This is a genomic window from Priestia aryabhattai B8W22 (assembly GCF_000956595.1).
Lineage (GTDB): Bacteria > Bacillota > Bacilli > Bacillales > Bacillaceae_H > Priestia > Priestia aryabhattai.
Map to the genome: position 1 here is coordinate 143322 of NZ_JYOO01000002.1, position 19131 is coordinate 162452.

General features: G+C 39.9%; 21 protein-coding genes. All 21 read right to left on the bottom strand.

Going from position 1 to position 19131, the window contains the following annotated elements; translation table 11 throughout:
• Window positions 1–8 precede the first annotated feature (8 nt).
• The 21 genes from N178_RS02045 to N178_RS02145 all read right to left on the bottom strand — a co-directional run bounded on the left by N178_RS02045 (window position 9) and on the right by N178_RS02145 (window position 19116).
• Window positions 9–770, bottom strand: a complete 762-nt coding sequence (locus tag N178_RS02045; RefSeq protein WP_045290100.1) for a FliA/WhiG family RNA polymerase sigma factor — start codon at window positions 768–770, stop codon at window positions 9–11.
• Between the two features lie 56 nt (window positions 771–826).
• Window positions 827–1321 (bottom strand): chemotaxis protein CheD, encoded by a 495-nt coding sequence (locus N178_RS02050; protein ID WP_045290102.1) that lies wholly within the window; start codon window positions 1319–1321, stop codon window positions 827–829.
• A 50-nt stretch (window positions 1322–1371) separates the two neighbouring features.
• Window positions 1372–1800: a chemotaxis protein CheW gene (locus N178_RS02055; RefSeq protein WP_014458457.1), complete on the bottom strand. Its 429-nt coding sequence runs from the start codon at window positions 1798–1800 to the stop codon at window positions 1372–1374.
• A gap of 30 nt (window positions 1801–1830) precedes the next feature.
• On the bottom strand, window positions 1831–3807 hold the full coding sequence (locus tag N178_RS02060) for a chemotaxis protein CheA (protein WP_045290104.1): 1977 nt from the start codon (window positions 3805–3807) through the stop codon (window positions 1831–1833).
• A gap of 14 nt (window positions 3808–3821) precedes the next feature.
• A complete protein-coding gene (locus N178_RS02065) occupies window positions 3822–4865 on the bottom strand; it encodes a protein-glutamate methylesterase/protein-glutamine glutaminase (protein WP_045290106.1) in 1044 nt (347 codons plus the stop codon).
• A gap of 9 nt (window positions 4866–4874) precedes the next feature.
• Window positions 4875–5744, bottom strand: coding sequence for a MinD/ParA family protein (locus N178_RS02070; protein ID WP_045290108.1), 870 nt, complete (start codon window positions 5742–5744; stop codon window positions 4875–4877).
• A complete protein-coding gene (flhF, locus tag N178_RS02075) occupies window positions 5737–6834 on the bottom strand; it encodes a flagellar biosynthesis GTPase FlhF (RefSeq protein WP_045290110.1) in 1098 nt (365 codons plus the stop codon). Before flhF ends, N178_RS02070 begins: the two co-directional genes overlap by 8 nt.
• A complete protein-coding gene (gene flhA, locus N178_RS02080) occupies window positions 6834–8870 on the bottom strand; it encodes a flagellar biosynthesis protein FlhA (protein WP_045290112.1) in 2037 nt (678 codons plus the stop codon). The genes flhF and flhA overlap by 1 nt, the downstream gene beginning before the upstream one ends.
• Before the next feature lie 30 nt (window positions 8871–8900).
• Complete coding sequence (flhB, locus tag N178_RS02085; protein ID WP_045290114.1) at window positions 8901–9983, bottom strand: flagellar biosynthesis protein FlhB; 1083 nt, start codon at window positions 9981–9983, stop codon at window positions 8901–8903.
• Window positions 9984–9985: 2 nt separating this feature from the next.
• Entirely contained in the window at window positions 9986–10762 is a 777-nt protein-coding gene (fliR, locus tag N178_RS02090; RefSeq protein ID WP_045290116.1) for a flagellar biosynthetic protein FliR, read from the bottom strand.
• 2 nt (window positions 10763–10764) lie between these two features.
• Window positions 10765–11034: a flagellar biosynthesis protein FliQ gene (gene fliQ, locus N178_RS02095; protein WP_016765390.1), complete on the bottom strand. Its 270-nt coding sequence runs from the start codon at window positions 11032–11034 to the stop codon at window positions 10765–10767.
• 10 nt (window positions 11035–11044) lie between these two features.
• Window positions 11045–11713, bottom strand: a complete 669-nt coding sequence (gene fliP / locus N178_RS02100; protein ID WP_045290120.1) for a flagellar type III secretion system pore protein FliP — start codon at window positions 11711–11713, stop codon at window positions 11045–11047.
• Window positions 11706–12347, bottom strand: a complete 642-nt coding sequence (locus tag N178_RS02105) for a flagellar biosynthetic protein FliO (protein ID WP_045290122.1) — start codon at window positions 12345–12347, stop codon at window positions 11706–11708. Before N178_RS02105 ends, fliP begins: the two co-directional genes overlap by 8 nt.
• 63 nt (window positions 12348–12410) lie before the next feature.
• Window positions 12411–12773, bottom strand: a complete 363-nt coding sequence (locus tag N178_RS02110; protein WP_045290124.1) for a response regulator — start codon at window positions 12771–12773, stop codon at window positions 12411–12413.
• 21 nt (window positions 12774–12794) lie between these two features.
• A complete protein-coding gene (gene fliY, locus N178_RS02115; protein WP_272946308.1) occupies window positions 12795–13925 on the bottom strand; it encodes a flagellar motor switch phosphatase FliY in 1131 nt (376 codons plus the stop codon).
• The gene (fliM, locus tag N178_RS02120) at window positions 13915–14916 is read right to left on the bottom strand and encodes a flagellar motor switch protein FliM (RefSeq protein ID WP_014458444.1); all 1002 of its coding nucleotides are present in this window, start codon (window positions 14914–14916) and stop codon (window positions 13915–13917) included. The genes fliY and fliM overlap by 11 nt, the downstream gene beginning before the upstream one ends.
• 21 nt (window positions 14917–14937) lie before the next feature.
• On the bottom strand, window positions 14938–15369 hold the full coding sequence (gene fliL / locus N178_RS02125) for a flagellar basal body-associated protein FliL (protein ID WP_033579784.1): 432 nt from the start codon (window positions 15367–15369) through the stop codon (window positions 14938–14940).
• 3 nt (window positions 15370–15372) lie between these two features.
• On the bottom strand, window positions 15373–15582 hold the full coding sequence (locus N178_RS02130; RefSeq protein WP_025750317.1) for a flagellar FlbD family protein: 210 nt from the start codon (window positions 15580–15582) through the stop codon (window positions 15373–15375).
• 35 nt (window positions 15583–15617) lie between these two features.
• Window positions 15618–16412: a flagellar basal body rod protein FlgG gene (gene flgG, locus N178_RS02135; RefSeq protein ID WP_045290133.1), complete on the bottom strand. Its 795-nt coding sequence runs from the start codon at window positions 16410–16412 to the stop codon at window positions 15618–15620.
• A gap of 25 nt (window positions 16413–16437) precedes the next feature.
• Window positions 16438–16866 carry a flagellar hook assembly protein FlgD gene (gene flgD, locus N178_RS02140; RefSeq protein WP_045290135.1) on the bottom strand — a complete coding sequence of 143 codons (429 nt, stop codon included), beginning with the start codon at window positions 16864–16866 and terminating at the stop codon, window positions 16438–16440.
• Between the two features lie 9 nt (window positions 16867–16875).
• Entirely contained in the window at window positions 16876–19116 is a 2241-nt protein-coding gene (locus tag N178_RS02145; RefSeq protein WP_045290137.1) for a flagellar hook-length control protein FliK, read from the bottom strand.
• Window positions 19117–19131: the final 15 nt, after the last annotated feature.

Consider the following 19131-nt stretch of genomic DNA (forward strand, 5'->3'; position numbering starts at 1 on the left):
CCTCTTTGTTAAATTATTTTGCTTAAACTCGTACGCATTTTAAACAGCGCTTTCGAATGAATTTGAGAAATGCGTGAAGTGGATAGCCCTAACAGCTGCGCGATCTCTGTGAAAGTCAACTCTTCTTTATAGAATAACGAAACAACAAGCTGCTCTTTTTCATTTAACTGCTCAATAACTTCAGCGAGCTCTTGATATCGTTCGTCGTTAATTAGCTCCTCTTCAGGAGAGAGCGTTTTTTCATCTTTAATCGTGTATTTTTGCTCTCCGTCTTCATACTCTTTTGGCTGTTCTTCCATGGACAAAACGTTAGCTAAGAAGCCTTCATTCATTGTATGAACAACATCTGCTTCTGTCATGCCTACTTCTTTTGCAACCTCACTTGGTGCAACTCTGCGCAAATACCTTTGTTCAAGTGCTTCTGTTGCTTGCTCAATCTTTTTCGTCTTTTCCCTTGCGCTTCTTGATAACCAGTCTTCTTTACGAAGTCCGTCTATTATCGCGCCTCGAATTCGAAAAGACGCATATGTATCAAACTTTAAGTCTCTACCGTAATCAAACTTTTCCAAAGCATCGTAAAGGCCGATTAACCCTAAACTACGAAGCTCTTCTTTATGAATATTCTTCGGCAGCCCTACACTAATCCGCTGAACGTGATAGTTAACAAGCGGCATATACTTTTTAACAAGCATGTTTCCCGCATGTGAGTCTCTCGTCTCTACCCATTCCTGCCAAATTTTATGTTCTTCAACTTCTTGTATACTTTTCAAGGGTCTTTCAACTCCTTTTTATAGCGCTATTAAACGGTCAACGGTCAGAGCGCGCTTTATATCGTTTTTATCCCTTCATTAATCGTACGAACCTTTAAAATAGCCGTTTGAGGATCAAATTCAATTGTGCGTCCGTTGTGTCCTCCTATAGCTTTTGCTGCAATTTCTACACTGTTTCTATGCAGCTCTCTCTCCACTGCTTGAACATTTCGAAGGCCAATTCGCATCACATCATTTCTTGGTTCAAATTGAAACATCTGCGCGCCCCCTGCTATTTTTGCTTTTAATAATCTTCTATGTGTGCCTTGTCTAATCAACATATTTATCAAATCAAAAATGGCTGTATCTGCATATTTAGCTCGATTAAAAGGACATTTAGCCCCGCTTGAATCCGGAAGCATCACATGAGCGAGCCCAGCTACTGAGTGAACAGAGTCATAAACGACAACTCCTACACATGACCCTAACCCGGCTGTTCGAAGCACTGCGGGTGCATGTGTAACATTCATCTCGGCAATTCCTACCTTAATCACTTGTTTATCATCTCTCACGATTCTTCAACTCCTAGAACCTTCAGCGTGATATCCATTATTCATTTGGCTCACTGGAGGTGGTCTTCTAAAGAGAGCACTTTAGGTAAATTTAGAAGAACAATTAAACGGCTATCTACTTTAACGACTCCGTTCAAGTATTCTACAGCTGTTCCTTCAACTGTTTCAGGCACTGAAGCAATCGTTTTTTCATCAATATCCACCACATCATTTGCCGCATCGACAATCAAACCTGCTTCTACATCATTAAGACGAACCATAATAATACGTGTCAGCTCATGGTTAAGCTGTTCTTGTAAGTTAAAACGAGTGCGCAAATCAATAATCGGTGTAATAACACCGCGAAGATTAATAACACCTTTTACATATTCTTTTACTCCAGGAACGCGTGTTATGTGCTGAATCTTTTCAATCGATTGCACTTCTTCTACTGAAATTCCGTACTCCTCGTCCCCTAATTGAAACACAATAATTTTCATGCCTTTCTCCCTTTCTTTTTACAGCATTTGTTATTTAATCAAAGCGTTGCAATCAATGATAAGTGCTACTTGTCCATCGCCTAAAATCGTGGCTCCTGAAATAGCAAATACACCCGGCAGATAATGACCTAAAGATTTTAAAACGATTTCCTGCTGACCGATAAAAGAATCAACAATTAGCCCGGCGGTCTTTTCTCCTTTTTTCACAATAACGACTGAATAATGATCGCCTTGTACCGAGTTAGGCACAGTAAATAGTTCTTTTAAATCAATAAGAGGAATAATGGCTCCTCGAAAGTCAATAACCTTTTGACCGTGTACATGCATGACCTCTTTCGGCTGAACAATAGCTGTTTCAATAATCGAAGAAAGCGGCAAGGCATAGCGCTCTTCACTCATTTGCACGAGTAAAGCAGAAATGATAGACAAAGTGAGCGGCAGCTGAATAGAAAAACGCGAACCGTATCCTTCATTAGAATCAATCGTTACAGAACCCCCTAGTGATTCAATCGTGTTTTTCACGACATCTAAACCTACTCCTCGTCCGGAAACATCTGAAATTTGCTCAGCCGTTGAAAAGCCCGAAGCGAAAATGAGCTCGTACACTTGTTTATCCGTCAGCGTTTCAGCTGTTTTTCCATCGATAATTCCTCGATCTAACGCTTTATGCAGTACCTTTTCACGATTGATGCCCGCCCCGTCATCTTCTAAATCAATAAAGACATGATTTCCGCTATGATAAGCTTTAAGGCGAATCGTTCCCTTTTCATTCTTTCCGTTCTTTAAGCGCACTTGAGGCATTTCAATTCCATGGTCAACGGCATTTCTTAATAAGTGAACAAGCGGATCTCCAATTTCATCAATTACGGTGCGGTCCAGCTCTGTGTCGGCCCCGACAATTTGAAGTTCAATTTGTTTCCCTAAATCTTTTGAAAGCTGTCTCACCATACGAGGAAACCGATTAAAAACGGTTTCTACAGGCACCATACGCATATTTAAAATAATCGTTTGCAAATCTCCAGAAATACGGGACATCCGCTCTACCGTTTCGTCTAACTCGCTGTTATTCAATTCTTTTGATATTTGTTCTAACCTGCCTCTATCAATAACTAGTTCTTCAAACAAGTTCATGAGACTGTCCAAACGGTCAATATTGACTCGAATCGTCTTGTTATTTGAGGCCTGTCTTTTCTCTTCAACAGGCGGTTTAGAAGGTGCGGAAACAGTAACTTCCTGTATGGCTGCTGCTTCTTGTGAAACCGGCTCCTCCGTTTCTATCTCCTTTTTTATGGGGACCGCAGCAATGTTCACGCTTTCTACTTCAGAGACTTCCATAATGCTCGCCTTCAGCTTTTCTTGCGATTCGGTTGTTACTAATATAACGATAAAAGATGATTCAAATTTTTCTTGTTCGATATCTTGAACGGTTGGCGCTGACTTAATGACGTCTCCTGCTTGCTCTAACACATCAAATACCATATACGCACGCGCAGCTTTTAACAGACAGGTGCGTTCGAGCTGTACGGTTATTTCAAACGTATTAAACCCTTGATCTGCTGTTTGACTGAGCAGCGTTTGTACGAATTCATCATACTCAATAGAAGAAGCCGCATGCTCTGCTGCGGGTTCCTCTGCTACAATACGCTGCAGCTTTTGAACAAGCAATTTGACATCAAGCTGACCATCGCCGCCTTCAGAAATAGATTGAACCATTATTTCTAGCGCATCGACTGATTGAAACAAAGTATCAAGAACTTCCGTGTGCGCGTCGATTTGATGATTTCGAACGGCATCTAACACGTTTTCCATTTTGTGAGTTAATTGTGCTAAATCATCAAAACCCATTGTTGCAGACATACCTTTTAACGTATGAGCAGACCGAAAAATTTCGTTTACATAGCCAAGATCATCAGTATTTTTTTCAAAACGCATTAGCTGGTCATTAACGTTTTGAAGATGTTCCTTGCTTTCTTCAATAAACACTTCTAGATATTGATTCATATCCATCGTAACTTTCCCTCCTATTTCTGTGCGTAGCGAGAAATAAAACTTCCAACGTTTCGCAGCGGTTCAATATAATCAACAAGCTTTGTAGAAACAGCTGATTTGGGCATCCCATAAATGACAGCTGTTTCTTCAGATTCAGCCAATATAAGCGCGTCTTTATTTTTCTTTAAATCAATAATGCCTTCCGTTCCATCTGCCCCCATTCCCGTCAACACAATAGCAAGTTTTTGATAACCTGAAATTTTACTAATCGACTGAAACAATCGATCCACTGAGGGGCGATGTCCTTTTACAGGTGAAGAAGTGTCTAAACAAATGCTGAGCTGTCCTTTTTTCTCTACAACCGTCATATGAAAACCTCCAGGCGCAATATAAGCACATCCTGAGCGAACGTTTTCATTGTCTTTTGCTTCTTTCACTTTAATATCAGCTAGCTGATTTAGTCTAACCGCTAATGATTTTGTAAAATTTGGAGGCATATGCTGCACAATAAAAATGGGTGCACTTATGTCTTTTGAAACAGTTGATAATACTTCTTGCAGCGCACGCGGCCCTCCAGTAGAAGTGCCAATACAAATCATTTTGTTCACTTTCGCTCCTGCCTGGAGGTTATATATACTGCTTTTTTGCACGTACTGATGACTGCTTGAAGATATGTTGGCTTTACTAGCAAGCAATAGTTTAGAGATAAGCTCATCTTTCACTTTATGTAAGTCAAGCGAAATAGCTCCCGAAGGTTTAGCAACAAAATCAACTGCGCCGTACTGCATAGCGGTCAGCGTATTTTCAGCACCTTCTATTGTTGTACTCGATAACATGACAACAGGAAGGGGCTTCACACGCATGAGCTGTTTTAACATATCTAAGCCATTCATTTTGGGCATTTCGATATCAAGTGTCACAACGTCTGGCGACAGCTCGAGCGCTTTTTTTAACCCTTCTTCACCGTTACGTGCGGTACCCACAACGTGAAAACGACTGTCACATGCTAAAAAATCGCCGATTAACTTTCGCATAAATGCAGAATCATCCACAATAAGCACCTTTATTTCATTCACTCTAATTTCCTACCTTTCAAGAAAAAATCGTTTGAGGCGCCGAATAAACATTCCCTCGGTTTTAGCCGTTGTCCTATTGTCTTGAGGAATAAGCATATTCACCATTTCTATTAGTGATATACTCGCTTTAGATGCTGGGTTTTGAAGCAAAAAAGGCATTTGGCGATTGACCGCTTTTTGGACGGCTTGATCGTTTGGTACAATACCTAATAGAGAAATAGATATGTTCAAAAACTGCTGAACAGCTCGGTTAAATCGTTCATACGTCTCATTTCCTTCTTTGTCAGAAAGCGTCTTGTTAATAATAAGACGAACCGGTGCTGATACCGAATAGGAAGCTGCTAGCTTAATAGCAGCGTAAGCATCTGTGATAGATGTAGGTTCGGGTGTTGTGACCACGATCATTTCATCTACAGCTTTTAAAAACTTAAGCACACTTTCTGACATGCCCGCTCCCATATCAAAAATCATATAATCGTATTGATTTGTTAAAGAACCCAATTCTTGTATTAAATGAGCAAGGTCTGATGGAGACCACTCAAATACAGAGGAAATCCCCGTTCCACCAGCCACATAAGCTAAATCTTTAGGACCTTTTTTAATAATTTGCTGGATGGAAAGCTTTTTTTCTAGCAAATCAACCATCGTATAGGAAGCAGTTTGTCCAATCAAAATATCAATATTTCCCATCCCTATATCCATGTCAAAAAGAAGAACTCTTTGCTTTTGCTTCGTTAGCGCAAGAGATAAGTTTAAGGATAGATTCGACTTTCCAACTCCTCCTTTTCCGCTTAACACGGCTATTGTTTTACAATTCCTTAAAGAGTTTTGATGCTTTTTTAACACTTTTTCTCTTAAAACTGCTGCTTGATCATTCATCTTTCCAATCTCCAAACACATCGTCAATAAACTCTTTTATTTTAAATGCCGAAACATCTTCTGGTACATCCTGCCCGTTTGTTGTAAAAGCAGCTCGCTGGCCGTAATGATATAACATATTTAAAAGTGAGCCTTTGCGGGTGGTTTCATCTTGCTTCGTAAAAATCAAGTGATCAACAGGCAGACTAGCAAAACGTTCATATACAGCTTTCATATCTGATACTTTTGACGTTAGGGCTAAAACAAGAAACGTTTGCAAATCTTCTTGAAACGTAATAATTTTCTTTAAATCATTTACATATTGCGGTTCTAAAAAGTTACGGCCTGCTGTGTCAATAAAAATCACATCGTATGCTTCTGTTTCCAGCAACGCTTTTTTAAAATCTGCTCCGTTATAACAAATCGTTAAAGGCGCATTCAAGATCGAAGCGTACGTCTTGAGCTGCTCAATCGCTGAAATTCTATAGGTGTCCGTTGTGATAAATGCTATTTTTTGATTTTGTTCCAAGACACACTTTGCGGCCAATTTAGCAAGAGTGGTTGTTTTACCGACACCTGTTGGCCCTACTACACTTACATATTTTTTGAAAGGACCGCTCCATTCACTTGCTTTAAACTGATTGATAAACCATCTCTTCGTCCACTCCATGAGTTGGTTTGAGTCAAGGCGATGTAAGTAGTAGTACTCTAGCATAGGAGCCTCCAAGTTTTCTAAAATAGCTTCGTCTATTTCTTGCAAACGCAAATAGGCAAGCACATCTTCCACTGCTTTTGGATATGAACCTGAAGAAACCTTTGGCATTTGACTCATTTGTGAGACAAGAGTATTTAACTCACTGAGCTGCTGCTTCATAAAAGATTGATTATCTTTCATACTGGGTTCTGGCGGTGCTAAGTTCTTCTTTACGCTCAGCTTTTCTACGGAATCGACAGCTGCCAATACTTCTATTTTTGCCTTAGTAAATAAGCCAAGAAACCCTCCTGTTCGAATTTGTTTTGAATGTAAAATAACCGCTTCCTCACCTAAATCTGAACGAATTGCTTTCATAGCTTGCGGCATAGATGCTACTACGTATTTTTTTACTTTCATCAGATATCCACCACTCCAACACTTTGAACTTCAACATTTGCTTCTAGCTCGTTATATGATAAAACCGCCATATGGGGAAAATACCGCTCAGTGATTTGGCGCACGTACATCCTCACCGCAGGAGAACATAACACAATGGGAGACTGTTCTTGAAAAGAAAGTGTTTCTATTTGCTTGGCTATACTTTCCACAATAGCTTGTGAAACGTTAGGGTCTAGTGATAAATAATTCCCATGCTCCGTTTGTTGAACAGCTTCAGCCATCGTTTTTTCAACTTTTCCTGAAAGGGTAAGAACTCGAAGCAGACCTTCTTGGACCGTGTATTGACTGGTAATTTGTCTTGCGAGTCCTTGCCGGACATATTCGGTTAACAAATCGGTGTCTGACGTCATTTTTCCATAGTCGGCCAGCACCTCAAAAATAATGGGTAAATTTCGAATTGAGACGCTTTCTTTTAAAAGTTTTGCCAGTACCCTTTGAATATCTCCAACAGAAAGCGGATTAGGCGTTACTTCCTCAATTAAAATAGGATACGTTTCTTTTGTGTGATCAATTAGCTGCTTTGTCTCCTGCCTTCCAATCAGCTCATGCGCATACGATTTTATAACTTCTGTTATGTGCGTAGACACAACCGACGGGGGGTCCACAACGGTATACCCGAACATCTCAGCCTGCTCCTTCACCGACTCGCTAATCCATTTCGCAGGCATTTTAAAAGCCGGTTCTAACGTATCAATTCCCTCAATCAACTCATCATCCATTCCCGGACTGATTGCTAAGTAGTGATCGAGCAGCAGCTCCCCTTTTGCCACTTCATTGCCCTTTATTTTAAGACAGTATTCGTTGGGCTGAAGCTGAATGTTATCTCTGATGCGAACAACCGGAATGACTAATCCTAGCTCAAGCGCCAGCTGGCGCCTAATCATGACAATTCGATCGAGCAAATCGCCTCCTTGATTCATATCAGCAAGCGGAATTAATGCATACCCAAATTCAAATTCAATCGGATCAACGCTTAATAGATTGACAACACTCTCTGGACTTTTCATTTCATTGTCTTCTAGCTCTTCTTCAGTAGGCGCCATTTCTTCACGAACCGCCTGATGTTTAGCCTGAGACAAATAATAGCCTCCCACCCCTAATAAAATAGCAATAGGCATTGTAATGACATCATTAATTGGCGTAATTAAACCAAGAGCCGCAATTGTTCCTCCAGTTACATAAAGCATAACGGGAAAAGCAAACAGCTGCCGTGTAATATCTTCGCTCAAATTGCCTGTTGAAGCAGCTCTCGTGACGATAATTCCCGTCGCTGTTGAAATCATGAGGGCTGGAATTTGACTCACTAATCCATCGCCTACTGTTAACAAAGTAAAGGTTTGGGATGCTTCAGTGATGGACATTCCCATTTGCAGCATGCCGATAATAATTCCAAACAAGATGTTAATAAGGGTAATGACAATCCCTGCAATGGCATCACCTTTGACGAATTTACTAGCTCCATCCATTGCTCCGTAAAAATCTGCTTCGCGCTGAATTTTTTCACGGCGGTCAATTGCTTGTTTTTCTGAAATCATACCTGCATTTAAATCCGCATCAATGCTCATTTGTTTACCCGGCATCGCATCCAAGGTAAAGCGTGCGGCTACTTCAGAAACACGCTCCGCTCCTTTTGTAATAACGAGAAACTGAATGATAATTAAAATAATGAAGACAACAAACCCCACTAGCGGATTGCCTCCAATAACGAAGTGGCCAAATGTTTCCACCACTCCGCCTGCTTCGCCTGTTCCTAAGATTGAACGTGTCGTCGATACGTTCAAACCTAATCGAAACAGCGTAAGAACCAGCAGCAAAGACGGAAACACCGATAGCTCTAAGGGTTCTTTCATATTCATGGAAACGAGCAGTACAAGCAGCGCAAGAGAAATGTTAATCATGATTAAAATACTTAATAACCATGAAGGCAACGGAATAACAAGCATAACGATAATGAGTACAACACCTATAACAACTGGCAGTTCTCTTGCAGACATTAATTTTTCTCTCCTTACAATAGCGTAACGTTACATTTTATTTTGAATGCGGTATACGTAAGCTAATATTTCAGCCACCGCTTTAAAAAACTCTTCTGGAACCGCATCCCCTACTTTGGTTTGATCAAAAAGCGCTCTTGCCAGCGGGCGGTTCTCTATCATGATAATTTCGTGACTTTTGGCAATTCCTTTAATCTTTTGAGCAATAAAATCTACGCCGCTGGCTACAACATAGGGAGCATCCATTTTTTCTTCATCATATTTTAAAGCAATGGCATAATGAGTAGGGTTTGTAATGACGACATCTGCTTTTGGAACTTCTTGCATCATGCGAGACATTGCCATTTCCCGCTGCTTTTGCTTTATTTTTGATTTGATTAGAGGATCTCCTTCAATGTTTTTATGTTCATCTTTGATATCTTGCTTTGACATTCGAATATTTTTCTCGAAATCAAACTTTTGGTACAAATAATCAAGCAGCGATAAAAATAAAAGCATAAGCGAGGCCGCAAGCCCCATTTGAAAAACAAGCTTAGACAGAACAACCAGCGAGTCCCCTATACTTTTTTGAGATAAATTTAATACATCTTCTATGTGAATCCATAAGATAAAAAACGTGACGGCTCCGATACACATAATTTTCAGCGTTGACTTGATTAGTTCTACCAGCGCTCTCACGGCAAAAATCCGTTTGGCTCCGCTAATAGGGTTAATCTTTTCTAACTTAGGCTGAAGGGACTCCGTGGAAAAAAGAATGCCAACCTGCATATAATTCGCTCCGAGCGCAGCAACAAAAGCTGCGAGCATGACAGGACCCGCTGCAAGAGCAATTGAAGGAAGAAGATGCTTAAACATCGCAAATACGCGCTCTGCCGTCACTTCCTCAAGCATATACGTTTGAAAAGCTTCTCTTAACAGCTTCATCATTTGCTGTAAAAATTGTTTGGCTCCAAACAAAAAATAAAGAAAAACCATTAAAAGAATGAGCGCAGTGGTAACGTCTTGACTTTTAGCTATCTGTCCTTTTTTTCGAGAGTCCTGCTTTTTTTTAGGTGTAGCTTTTTCCGTTTTTTCTCCTGCAAAAAATTGCAAATCAACTTTTACTAAAAACAAAGCTACCCCCCTCCTAATATACGGATCATCGCGCGCATCGCTTCTATCATTTGTTCAAATATGATTTGCATCATATAAAACATGCTCCCCATCACTGCAATTAGTAAAATAAAGGCAACGATGATTTTCACGGGAAATCCCACTACGAAAATATTTAACTGCGGAACCGTTCTCGCAACGATGCCAAGCGCGATATCGACTAAAAATAATGAACCAACCAAAGGCAAAGACATTTGAACAGCTACTAAAAACATCGATGAAAAAACAGTTATGATGTGTGTAGCAAATGCTTGGCTTCCCACAGGGAAAGCTACTTTGTCTAACGGAATAATTAAATAACTATTATAAATGCCATCTATTAATAAATGATGTCCATTGGTCGATAATAAAAATAAAAGAGCAAATACATATAAATATTGACCTAGTATCGGACTTTGCGCCCCTGTCTGCGGGTCTATTACATTGGCAATGGCAAACCCAATTTGAAAATCGATGAGACCTCCGGCAATTTGAATAGCCATAATAAATACATACGCAGTCAAACCAATAAACAACCCAACAGCACATTCTTTTACTACTAAAAGTACAAACTGTGCATCTAACGAAACGACGGGTAAATCAATCGTTGTCGCAATAATGACGGATAGCGAGGCAGACAAACCTACCTTATGAACTGCGGGAATCGTTTTGTATGAAAATAGCGGAACCGTGATAAAAAAAGACGTTACCCGCACTAATACTAGTAAAAACGCGGGATAGGATAAGATCAACTGACTCATAGCTATCCTACGTACCGATACAGATTTGAAAAAATTTCATATGTAAATGAAATCATTTTCGATAACATCCACGGACCAAAAAATACAATCCCTACTAAGACCGCTACAATCTTAGGAACAAAAGCAAGAGTTTGCTCTTGAATTTGGGTAGTTGCTTGAAAAATACTAATAATGAGCCCAACTACAAGGGCCAGCAGTAATAAAGGACCAGATACAATTAAAATCGTATACACGCCTTTTTCTGCTAACGAAATGACAAATTCTCCATTCATTGTCTATCACCTATTGAAAACTTATTAATAATGATTTAACAACTAAATTCCAGCCGTCAACCAGTACAAATAGTAAAATTTTAAACGGGAGCGAAATCATAACAGGAGGAAGCATCATCATTCCCATAGACATCAGCACGCTTGCTATAATCATATCGATAATGAGAAAAGGAATAAAAATCATAAATCCAATTTGAAATGCCGTCTTTAGCTCACTGATCGCATAAGCTGGAACGAGCGCAGTTAAGGGAATATCTTGAACAGAGGATGGTTTATCTATATCCGCATATTCTAAAAAAAGAGCTAAATCTTTTTGTCTTGTATGAGCACTCATAAATTCTTTCATCGGTTCAGCTGCTTTTTTATAGGCTTGATTCAACGTGATTTTTTCTTTTAAAAGCGGCTGAAGCGCCTGTTCATTTACCTGAGAAAAAGTTGGCGCCATAATAAAAAATGTTAAAAACAGCGATAAACCAACTAATATTTGATTAGGAGGCATTTGCTGTGTCCCAAGCGACGTACGTACAAATGAAAGCACAATGACAATTCGTGTAAAGCAGGTCATCATGATTAAAATTCCAGGAGCTACCGAAAACACCGTCAGCAGCAGCAAAAGCTGGACAGAAGTTGAAATATTTGTAGGACTGCTTGAGTTAAAGAGATTCATCACTTCATTCATCGTTCTTTTTGTTCCTTTCTAACTCTTTCAGTGCGTTTTGCCTTTTTATTTTCATTTCATTCATTTCTCGCTGAAAAAGCTGCTGAAAAGAATGACTAGATTTCTCTTCTTTTTTAGAAGTCAATTTTTCTAAAAAAGACGGTAGTACGACTTTATATTCGCCCTCGTTTTTCTGTTGTTCCTCATACTGCGTAAGCAGCTGCTGTTTCTCTTGCCCTGTAATTTCTGAAAGAAGCTGCACATTTTCACCGACTCCAATGATTAAAAGCTGATCTCCAACTTTGACTACTTGTACAGATTTGCTGCTTCCAACATTTGTACCGCCCAAGTTTTGTACTATTTTATTTTTTTGAAGCAGCCTTCCTTTTTTATTAACAAATTTTAAGAGCGCAAAAAGCAGCCCAATTACAAGTAAAAACGCGAATATCATCTTCACGATATCTCCAGCTGAAAGCGCGGGCGTCCCCTGGAGTTCAGTTTTTTCTTTTGAATCAGCACTCTCACTCTCTGCACACTTCTCCGTTTTTTCCAAACATTCTTTTACCGATGCAGATCCACTTTCTGCATAGACGATTTGATTTGATCCTGCTAATACGCTTATCAACAGCGCAGCAATTACGAACTTTCGCAGCAATGTCTGCCACCTCTTACTTCAACATAGTGTAAGATTAGCGGGAAAGTCCCGCCAATCTGTTGTTTATCCAATTGCTTTTGAAATTGCCTCTACTACACGATCTGCTTGAAACGGCTTAACGATAAAGTCTTTTGCCCCTGCTTGAATGGCATCAATCACCATTGCTTGCTGCCCCATGGCTGAACACATGATCACCTTAGCATCACTTTTTATGTTTTTAATTTCTTTTAAGGCCGTAATTCCGTCCATTTCAGGCATCGTAATATCCATTGTGACAAGATCTGGTGTATGCTCTTTAAATAACTCCACAGCCTGCTGGCCGTCTGCCGCTTCCGCTACTACTTCATATCCGTTTTTCGTTAAAATATCTTTGATCATCATGCGCATGAATGCAGCATCATCTACAATTAAAATTCGGTTTCCCATCTCTACTCCTCCTAAAAATCATTACTTTAGTTTGTTAATACGGTCTCTTTGACTAATAATATCAGTTACGCGAACGCCAAAATTCTCGTCAATGACGACCACTTCACCTTTTGCAATTAATTTGCTATTAATCAAGATATCTACCGGTTCGCCTGCTAGTTTATCAAGTTCAATGATTGAACCAGAAGATAATGCTAAAATCTCTTGAACCGTTCGCTTAGTCCTTCCAAGCTCCACGGTAACTTGAAGCGGGATATCAAGCAGCATGTCTAAATTTCGTGAATCCCCTTGAGGAGAAGACACGTGCTCGAACTCTGAAAACGATGCGGGCTGAACATCAACTGGTACATGAACAGGTTCTGCCTGCTGTGTTTCTTCATGCTGTATGTATTCAGCTGCTGGCTGTTCTGTTTGCTTTTCGTTAAGATCTGATTCTTTTTCAATAGAAGCTGCCGTACCTTCTGCGCTTGGAACTAAGAGCTCTTCAACCAAACTTTTGGCAAAAGATATCGATAAAAGCTGCATAATATTCGAATCGATTAATGTGCCTACCTTCAAATTAAAAGAGACTTTTACAAAGACGTCATCTTGTGGAATCAGCTCTGTACCTTCTCCTTTTTGAATATTTAAAATATCTAAGCTCGGCGGAGAGATATCAATTTTCTTTTGAAATACCGTAGACATAGACGTCGCTGCAGAACCCATCATTTGATTCATCGCTTCCTGCACTGCACTCAGCTTAATTTCATCCATGATTTCCGTCGGATTCTCACCCGTTCCACCAAGCATCAAATCTGAAATAACAGCTGCATCTTCATGTTTAATAACTAACAAATTCGTACCAGAAAAGCCTTCTGTATACTGAACTTGCACAGCGACATGAGGATTTGGAAATTCATCCGTCAGCTCTTCTTTATATACGAGCGATACAAACGGTGTGGTAATATCGACTTTTTGATTCAATAAAGCCGATAGCGCTGTTGCTGAACTGCCAAACGAAATATTTCCAATTTCGCCAAGCGCGTCTTTTTCCATTTCCGTAAAGTAATCGTCTACTTGACTTGACTTATTCGGCTCTGAAAACTCGTCAAGTGAAGAAGTTCCTTTTAACAACGCATCAATTTCATCTTGCGAAAGCATGTCATCGTTCATTCCTTTCGTTCCTCCTCTTAACATCATCTAGAATTTGCACAGCTACTTTTCGACTGACTTTTCCAGGCTGTGCAATAAATTTAGGTTGTTCTCCGACGTAAATAGTTAACGGATTATGAACGCTTGTTTGCAGTCGAATAACATCTCCTGCATCTAATGCTAGGAAATCTTCAATTGAAATATCCGCTTTTCCTAGCTCGGCTACAACCTGCAATTCCGCATCATTAATTTGTTCCTTTAGCTGCTCAACCTCTTCTACATTAGGTTCTTTTTTCGAAGATTGCATCCAGTAATGAACGGACAGTTTGGACACGATAGGCTCAAGCGTCACGTGCGGAATACATAGATTGATCATGCCCGTTTCATCTCCAATTTGTACGTTTAATGAAATGACGATGACAATTTCATTTGGTGAAATCACCTGCAAAAACTGAGGGTTGACTTCAAACTCTGATGTTTCAGGTTCAATTTCCGCAATAGAACTCCAAGCTTCTCTCATACTATCTAACGTTTTCTCTAACAAGTTTCGAACCAAGCTCGTTTCAATTTCCGTTAAGTTACTAATTTTCCCACCGCTCTCACCTTGTCCCCCGAGCAAGCGGTCAAGCATCGCATAGGCAATGTTCGGGTTGACTTCCATAATGATATGCCCTTCTAAAGGAGGGACAGCTATCACATTTAAGATGGTTACTTTCGGAACAGAGCGAATGAACTCCTCATACGGAATTTGATCCACTGATACAACGGACACTTGTACAACGTTACGAAGCTGCGCCGAAAAGACGTTGATTAGCATGCGCGCATAATTTTCATGAATTCGCGTCAAACTGCGAATCTGATCTTTTGAAAAACGCAGCGCGCGTTTAAAATCATATGTACGAATGCGCTGTTTTTTATTTTCCTTTTTTAGCTCATCCGCATCCATCTCTCCGGTTGATAACGCGGATAATAGGGCATCAATTTCATTTTGTGATAATACATCCCCAGCCACTAGCTTCCCTCCCTTTTTTCTTTACTGCAACACTTTAGACGTTGTATAAATTTTAACAACATGTCCGTTTTCCATTAATTGATCAATTTGCTTTGCAATATCTGTTTCTAACGTGCTGAGTCCTTGCGTTCCTTCAAAATCTTGAGCACTCATATCTGAGAGCCTTTTGATAATAATGTCTCTTACTTGAAAGTCTCTTTTTTGAAGCTCTGCTGCCGCTTTTTTACTATCCATTTGAATTTTAAAGGAGATGCTGATGTAGTTATTGCTTTTTAAATTGGTTTTAATATCCGTTACATCTACAGAAGCTTTAATCACATCGTCGATAGATGGACCTTTTTCAGTACCTGCCTGCTCCGTATACTTTAACGTCACAATAACTGCAATGCTTCCTATTAAAGTAAGAGAAAGCAGGATAATAATCATCTTACTAATTAGCTTATTTTTGAACACACTTTATTCCTCCGTCGTTTGCTGCAGTCCTAATACGTTAATTCGCTGATAATAACTCGTCACTTTCTCATTCACTTCTTCAACTGAATCCTTTACCACTAGCTTTTTGTTATTTGTTAGCGTAATAGTTGTATCGGGAAATGCCTCAACCTGCTCGATGTAAAGAGCATTTAACGTAAATGTTTTGCCGTTTAGCCTCGTTAAAGTTATCATAATCAACCGGAGTAATACCTACTCCTTCCTCCCGCCTATCGTTTTAGATTCACTAATTCTTGCAGTATTTCATCGGATGTTGTGATAATTCTTGTATTCGCTTGAAATCCGCGCTGTGCAACAATCATGTCCGTGAATTCTTCCGATAAATCAACGTTAGACATTTCAAGGGCGCTTGAGACGAAGGTTCCTGTACCGTTGGCTCCTGGAGCTCCTAGCAAAGGATTTCCTGAGTTTACGCTTTGAGCAAATAAATTTCCTCCTGCCTTTTGGAGTCCTTCATTATTTGCAAATTTAGCAAGTTCAATTGTTGGTGTATTTGGAGTTATGTTTCCGTTAGCATCTGTGATATTAACCTTCCCATTTGCTCCTATACTGTAGCTCTTACTTGTTGAAGGAATATTAATATTCCCTCCTCCAGTTTTTTGTACGTACAGTCCATCACCCGTTACCAAATTACCGCTGCTATCCAAATAAAAATTCCCTGCCCTTGTGTAATAATTTGTGCTTCCATCATTTACAACAAAATATCCATCCCCAGCAATAGCTAAATCAAGCGGACGCCCCGTTGACTGAATGCTTCCTGCCGTTTGAACTGTATCAATCGTGCCAATCTGTGAACCTAATCCAACTTGTTTAGCATTAACACCTCCACGGTTCCCCGCCGGTGCCGTCGCTCCTGCTACCTGCTGACTTACTAAATCTTGAAACGTTGTACGTCCTTTTTTATAGCCGTATGTATTAACATTGGCAATGTTATTTCCTAGGACATCTAATTTAGTTTGAAAATTTTTCATGCCGCTGATTCCTGAATACATCGAACGTAACATAAAATCACTCCTTAAATTTGGTTGGTTAACTGCTTACTTCTAAGATATCGTTTAGCGAAAGTATCGTATGATTTTCATCGTTGATCGTAAACGATATCTCATTGTTTTTGACGGATGCTGTTGAAATGACTCCTTGCTTTTTATTTCCTTCTTCATCTAACCATGCAGCGGTTTTACCAATTAATTCGCTTCCTTTTAAAATAGGAGAAGCCTGAGACTGCGTTACAAACGTATTGAGCGATGTGCTCATATTTGTCATTTGTTCAAGAGATGAAAACTGAGCCATTTGAGCAATAAAGTCTTTGTCTTCCATTGGATTCATTGGATCTTGATTTTGAAGCTGAGCAATCAAAAGCTTCAAAAAGTCATCTTTGCCAAGCGAGCTGTTTCCCGTTTGCTTCACTTGTGTGTCCCTATTGCTTAAATACAAATCAGACGTAATTTCATTTGTCATTGTTATCACCTATACGTTGTAGTTAATGAGCGCTGATTCAAAAGAAGATAGAAAGGAAGCCGATTCTTCCAATTGTTGTGAATCTTGATCTTCTTCTTCTTTTTTAAACGCTTCTTTTTCCTGTCTTTCTTTTTGCTGGTCGTTTTCATTGTTATACGACATCGCTTGTTCTGACAGTAGCACATCGATTTTATCAATTGATACATGCTGAGACGCGAGACCATGCCGCAAAGTTGAAAGATTGGAGTCCAATAACTCTTTTGTTTTTGCTGACGATACGACAATTCGCGCAACCGTTTCGCTGTCTTTCTGAAGCATTTCAATTGAAATCGCACCTAGCTGTTTAGGAAATAACTTAATGAGAAGCTTGGATGTTCCCTCTTCGGCACTAAACGAAGTTTTACTCCATACTTTCTCAAGCTCGTTTACCAAATTGCTAGACTGCTGATAGTCAGATTTTGCTTGCCCTAGATAAATAGAGAACTGCTGAAGCTTAGGCATTTCTCCACTTCCAAAGGATGATGGCTGATTCTCTACTGGCGCCCCGGTTGTGTGTGTACCTGCCGAACTTTCGCTATTTTTCAAAAAGCTATTGGTATCTATACTTCCGCTGGGTACAACCACATCTTTTTTCCATGGAAGCTGATTAAAAAACGGTACTTTTTCTTCTTTAGGAAAAGCAGTCATATTTTTCACAGAACTTTCTGAAGCTGTATGAACAGCGTCCACATCCACTTGTTCAACCGATACATGCTGAGACCCGAGAGCTTTCCGTAATCTGAAAAGATTGGCATCTAACAGCTCTTTTGTTTTCGCTGACGTTACCACAACCTGCGCAATCGTTTCATCGTCTTGTTGAAGCACTTCAATTGATATTGTCTCTAGCTGCTTTGGAAATAGCTGAATGGAAAGCTTGGATACTCCCTCTTCAGAACCAATCGAAGCTTTACTCCATATTTTCTCCAGCTTGTTTACCAGATCGCTAGACTGTTCATAATCTGATTTCGCTTTCCCTAAATCAATAGAAAACTGCGGCCTTTTTTCTTCTTTACCAAAAGCAGTCATATCTGTTACAGAGCTTTCTGGAGCTGCTTGAATGTCCGCCGCATCCACTTGTTCAACCGATACATGCTGAGACGCAAGAGCTTGTCGTAAACTGAAAAGGCTGGCGTCTAAAAGCTCTTTTGTTTTCGCTGACGTTACCACAACCTGCGCAATTTTTTCATTGTCTTGTTGAAGCACTTCAATCGAAATCGTACCTAGCTGATTTGGAAACAACTTAATGGAAAGCTTGGATGCTCCTTCTTCAGTACTGATCGAAGCTTTACTCCATACCTTTTGCAGCTCGTTTACCAGATTGTCAGACTGTTGATGATCAGAGTTTGCTTGTCCTAGATCAATAGAAAACTCTTGAATCTTAAGCATTTCTCCAGCTCCAAAAGCTGATGGGTTATTTGCTAACATCACCCCGGCCGTTTTAGCAGTGAAAGAACTTTCACTATCTATACTTGGGTTACCTAAAACCACATCTTTTTTCCAGGGAAGCTGATTCAAAAGCGGTACTTTTTCCTCGTTCTGAAAAGCGGCCCTATCTCTTACAGAACTTTTTGGAGCCGCATGAACAACGGCGAAGAAACCAGCTGAGCGCTTTTCATGTAAGGTATCGGTTAATACACGTGGTTGTTTATGAATTTTCTCTATTTTTTCAACAGCAGCTTTCTGCAAGCCTTGAAGCTGCGAATCTGAAAGCTTCACTGACTGCAGCTTCGGTTTTTGTAGTTCTTCCATCAGCTCAGCTAATTCTGTTTGAAACGCAGACGACGTGTTTTTACATATAGTCAACAAGCTAGAAATAGAAGACAAATATTGTTCTTGACTTTCTGTTTTAGATGAAACAGGTTCCTGCTGCATTTCTGTTAACACGTGCTGCAGCTTTAGAAGCGGCTGTTCCAAATCTAGACTACTTGGAATACTACTGATCATTTCGGCTAGATGTTCGTATAAGACAGACGGTTCAACTTCTTTATCTTCCGCTTCACTTAACTGAATTGCTATTAACCCAACTGCCTGCAAAAGGTCTTGATCTACCGCTGTTTCATTCGATGATTTCTCCCGGCTTGCTAAAGGCTGCGTATCTAGCTGCTGAAGCTGCTGAACGATTTCTTCAAAAAAACTCTGAGTCTGAATAACAGCTGCTTTTTCATCGCAGTTTACCTTTGATGCAGCTGCTGGACGTAGTGAAATTTCCACTGTTTTCACCTCTGC

What these genes read in the sequence shown, in the direction of transcription:
- N178_RS02110 (WP_045290124.1), bottom strand. Translation starts at nt 12,773, where the DNA reads ATGGGAAACCGAATTTTAATTGTAGATGATGCTGCATTCATGCGCATG.
- fliQ (WP_016765390.1), bottom strand. Translation starts at nt 11,034, where the DNA reads ATGAATGGAGAATTTGTCATTTCGTTAGCAGAAAAAGGCGTGTATACG.
- fliP (WP_045290120.1), bottom strand. Translation starts at nt 11,713, where the DNA reads ATGAATGAAGTGATGAATCTCTTTAACTCAAGCAGTCCTACAAATATT.
- N178_RS02055 (WP_014458457.1), bottom strand. Translation starts at nt 1,800, where the DNA reads ATGAAAATTATTGTGTTTCAATTAGGGGACGAGGAGTACGGAATTTCA.
- fliY (WP_272946308.1), bottom strand. Translation starts at nt 13,925, where the DNA reads ATGAACGATGACATGCTTTCGCAAGATGAAATTGATGCGTTGTTAAAA.
- N178_RS02060 (WP_045290104.1), bottom strand. Translation starts at nt 3,807, where the DNA reads ATGGATATGAATCAATATCTAGAAGTGTTTATTGAAGAAAGCAAGGAA.
- flgG (WP_045290133.1), bottom strand. Translation starts at nt 16,412, where the DNA reads ATGTTACGTTCGATGTATTCAGGAATCAGCGGCATGAAAAATTTTCAA.
- fliR (WP_045290116.1), bottom strand. Translation starts at nt 10,762, where the DNA reads ATGAGTCAGTTGATCTTATCCTATCCCGCGTTTTTACTAGTATTAGTG.
- flhA (WP_045290112.1), bottom strand. Translation starts at nt 8,870, where the DNA reads ATGTCTGCAAGAGAACTGCCAGTTGTTATAGGTGTTGTACTCATTATC.
- flhF (WP_045290110.1), bottom strand. Translation starts at nt 6,834, where the DNA reads ATGAAAGTAAAAAAATACGTAGTAGCATCTATGCCGCAAGCTATGAAA.
- flgD (WP_045290135.1), bottom strand. Translation starts at nt 16,866, where the DNA reads ATGACAAATGAAATTACGTCTGATTTGTATTTAAGCAATAGGGACACA.
- N178_RS02130 (WP_025750317.1), bottom strand. Translation starts at nt 15,582, where the DNA reads ATGATAACTTTAACGAGGCTAAACGGCAAAACATTTACGTTAAATGCT.
- N178_RS02070 (WP_045290108.1), bottom strand. Translation starts at nt 5,744, where the DNA reads ATGAATGATCAAGCAGCAGTTTTAAGAGAAAAAGTGTTAAAAAAGCAT.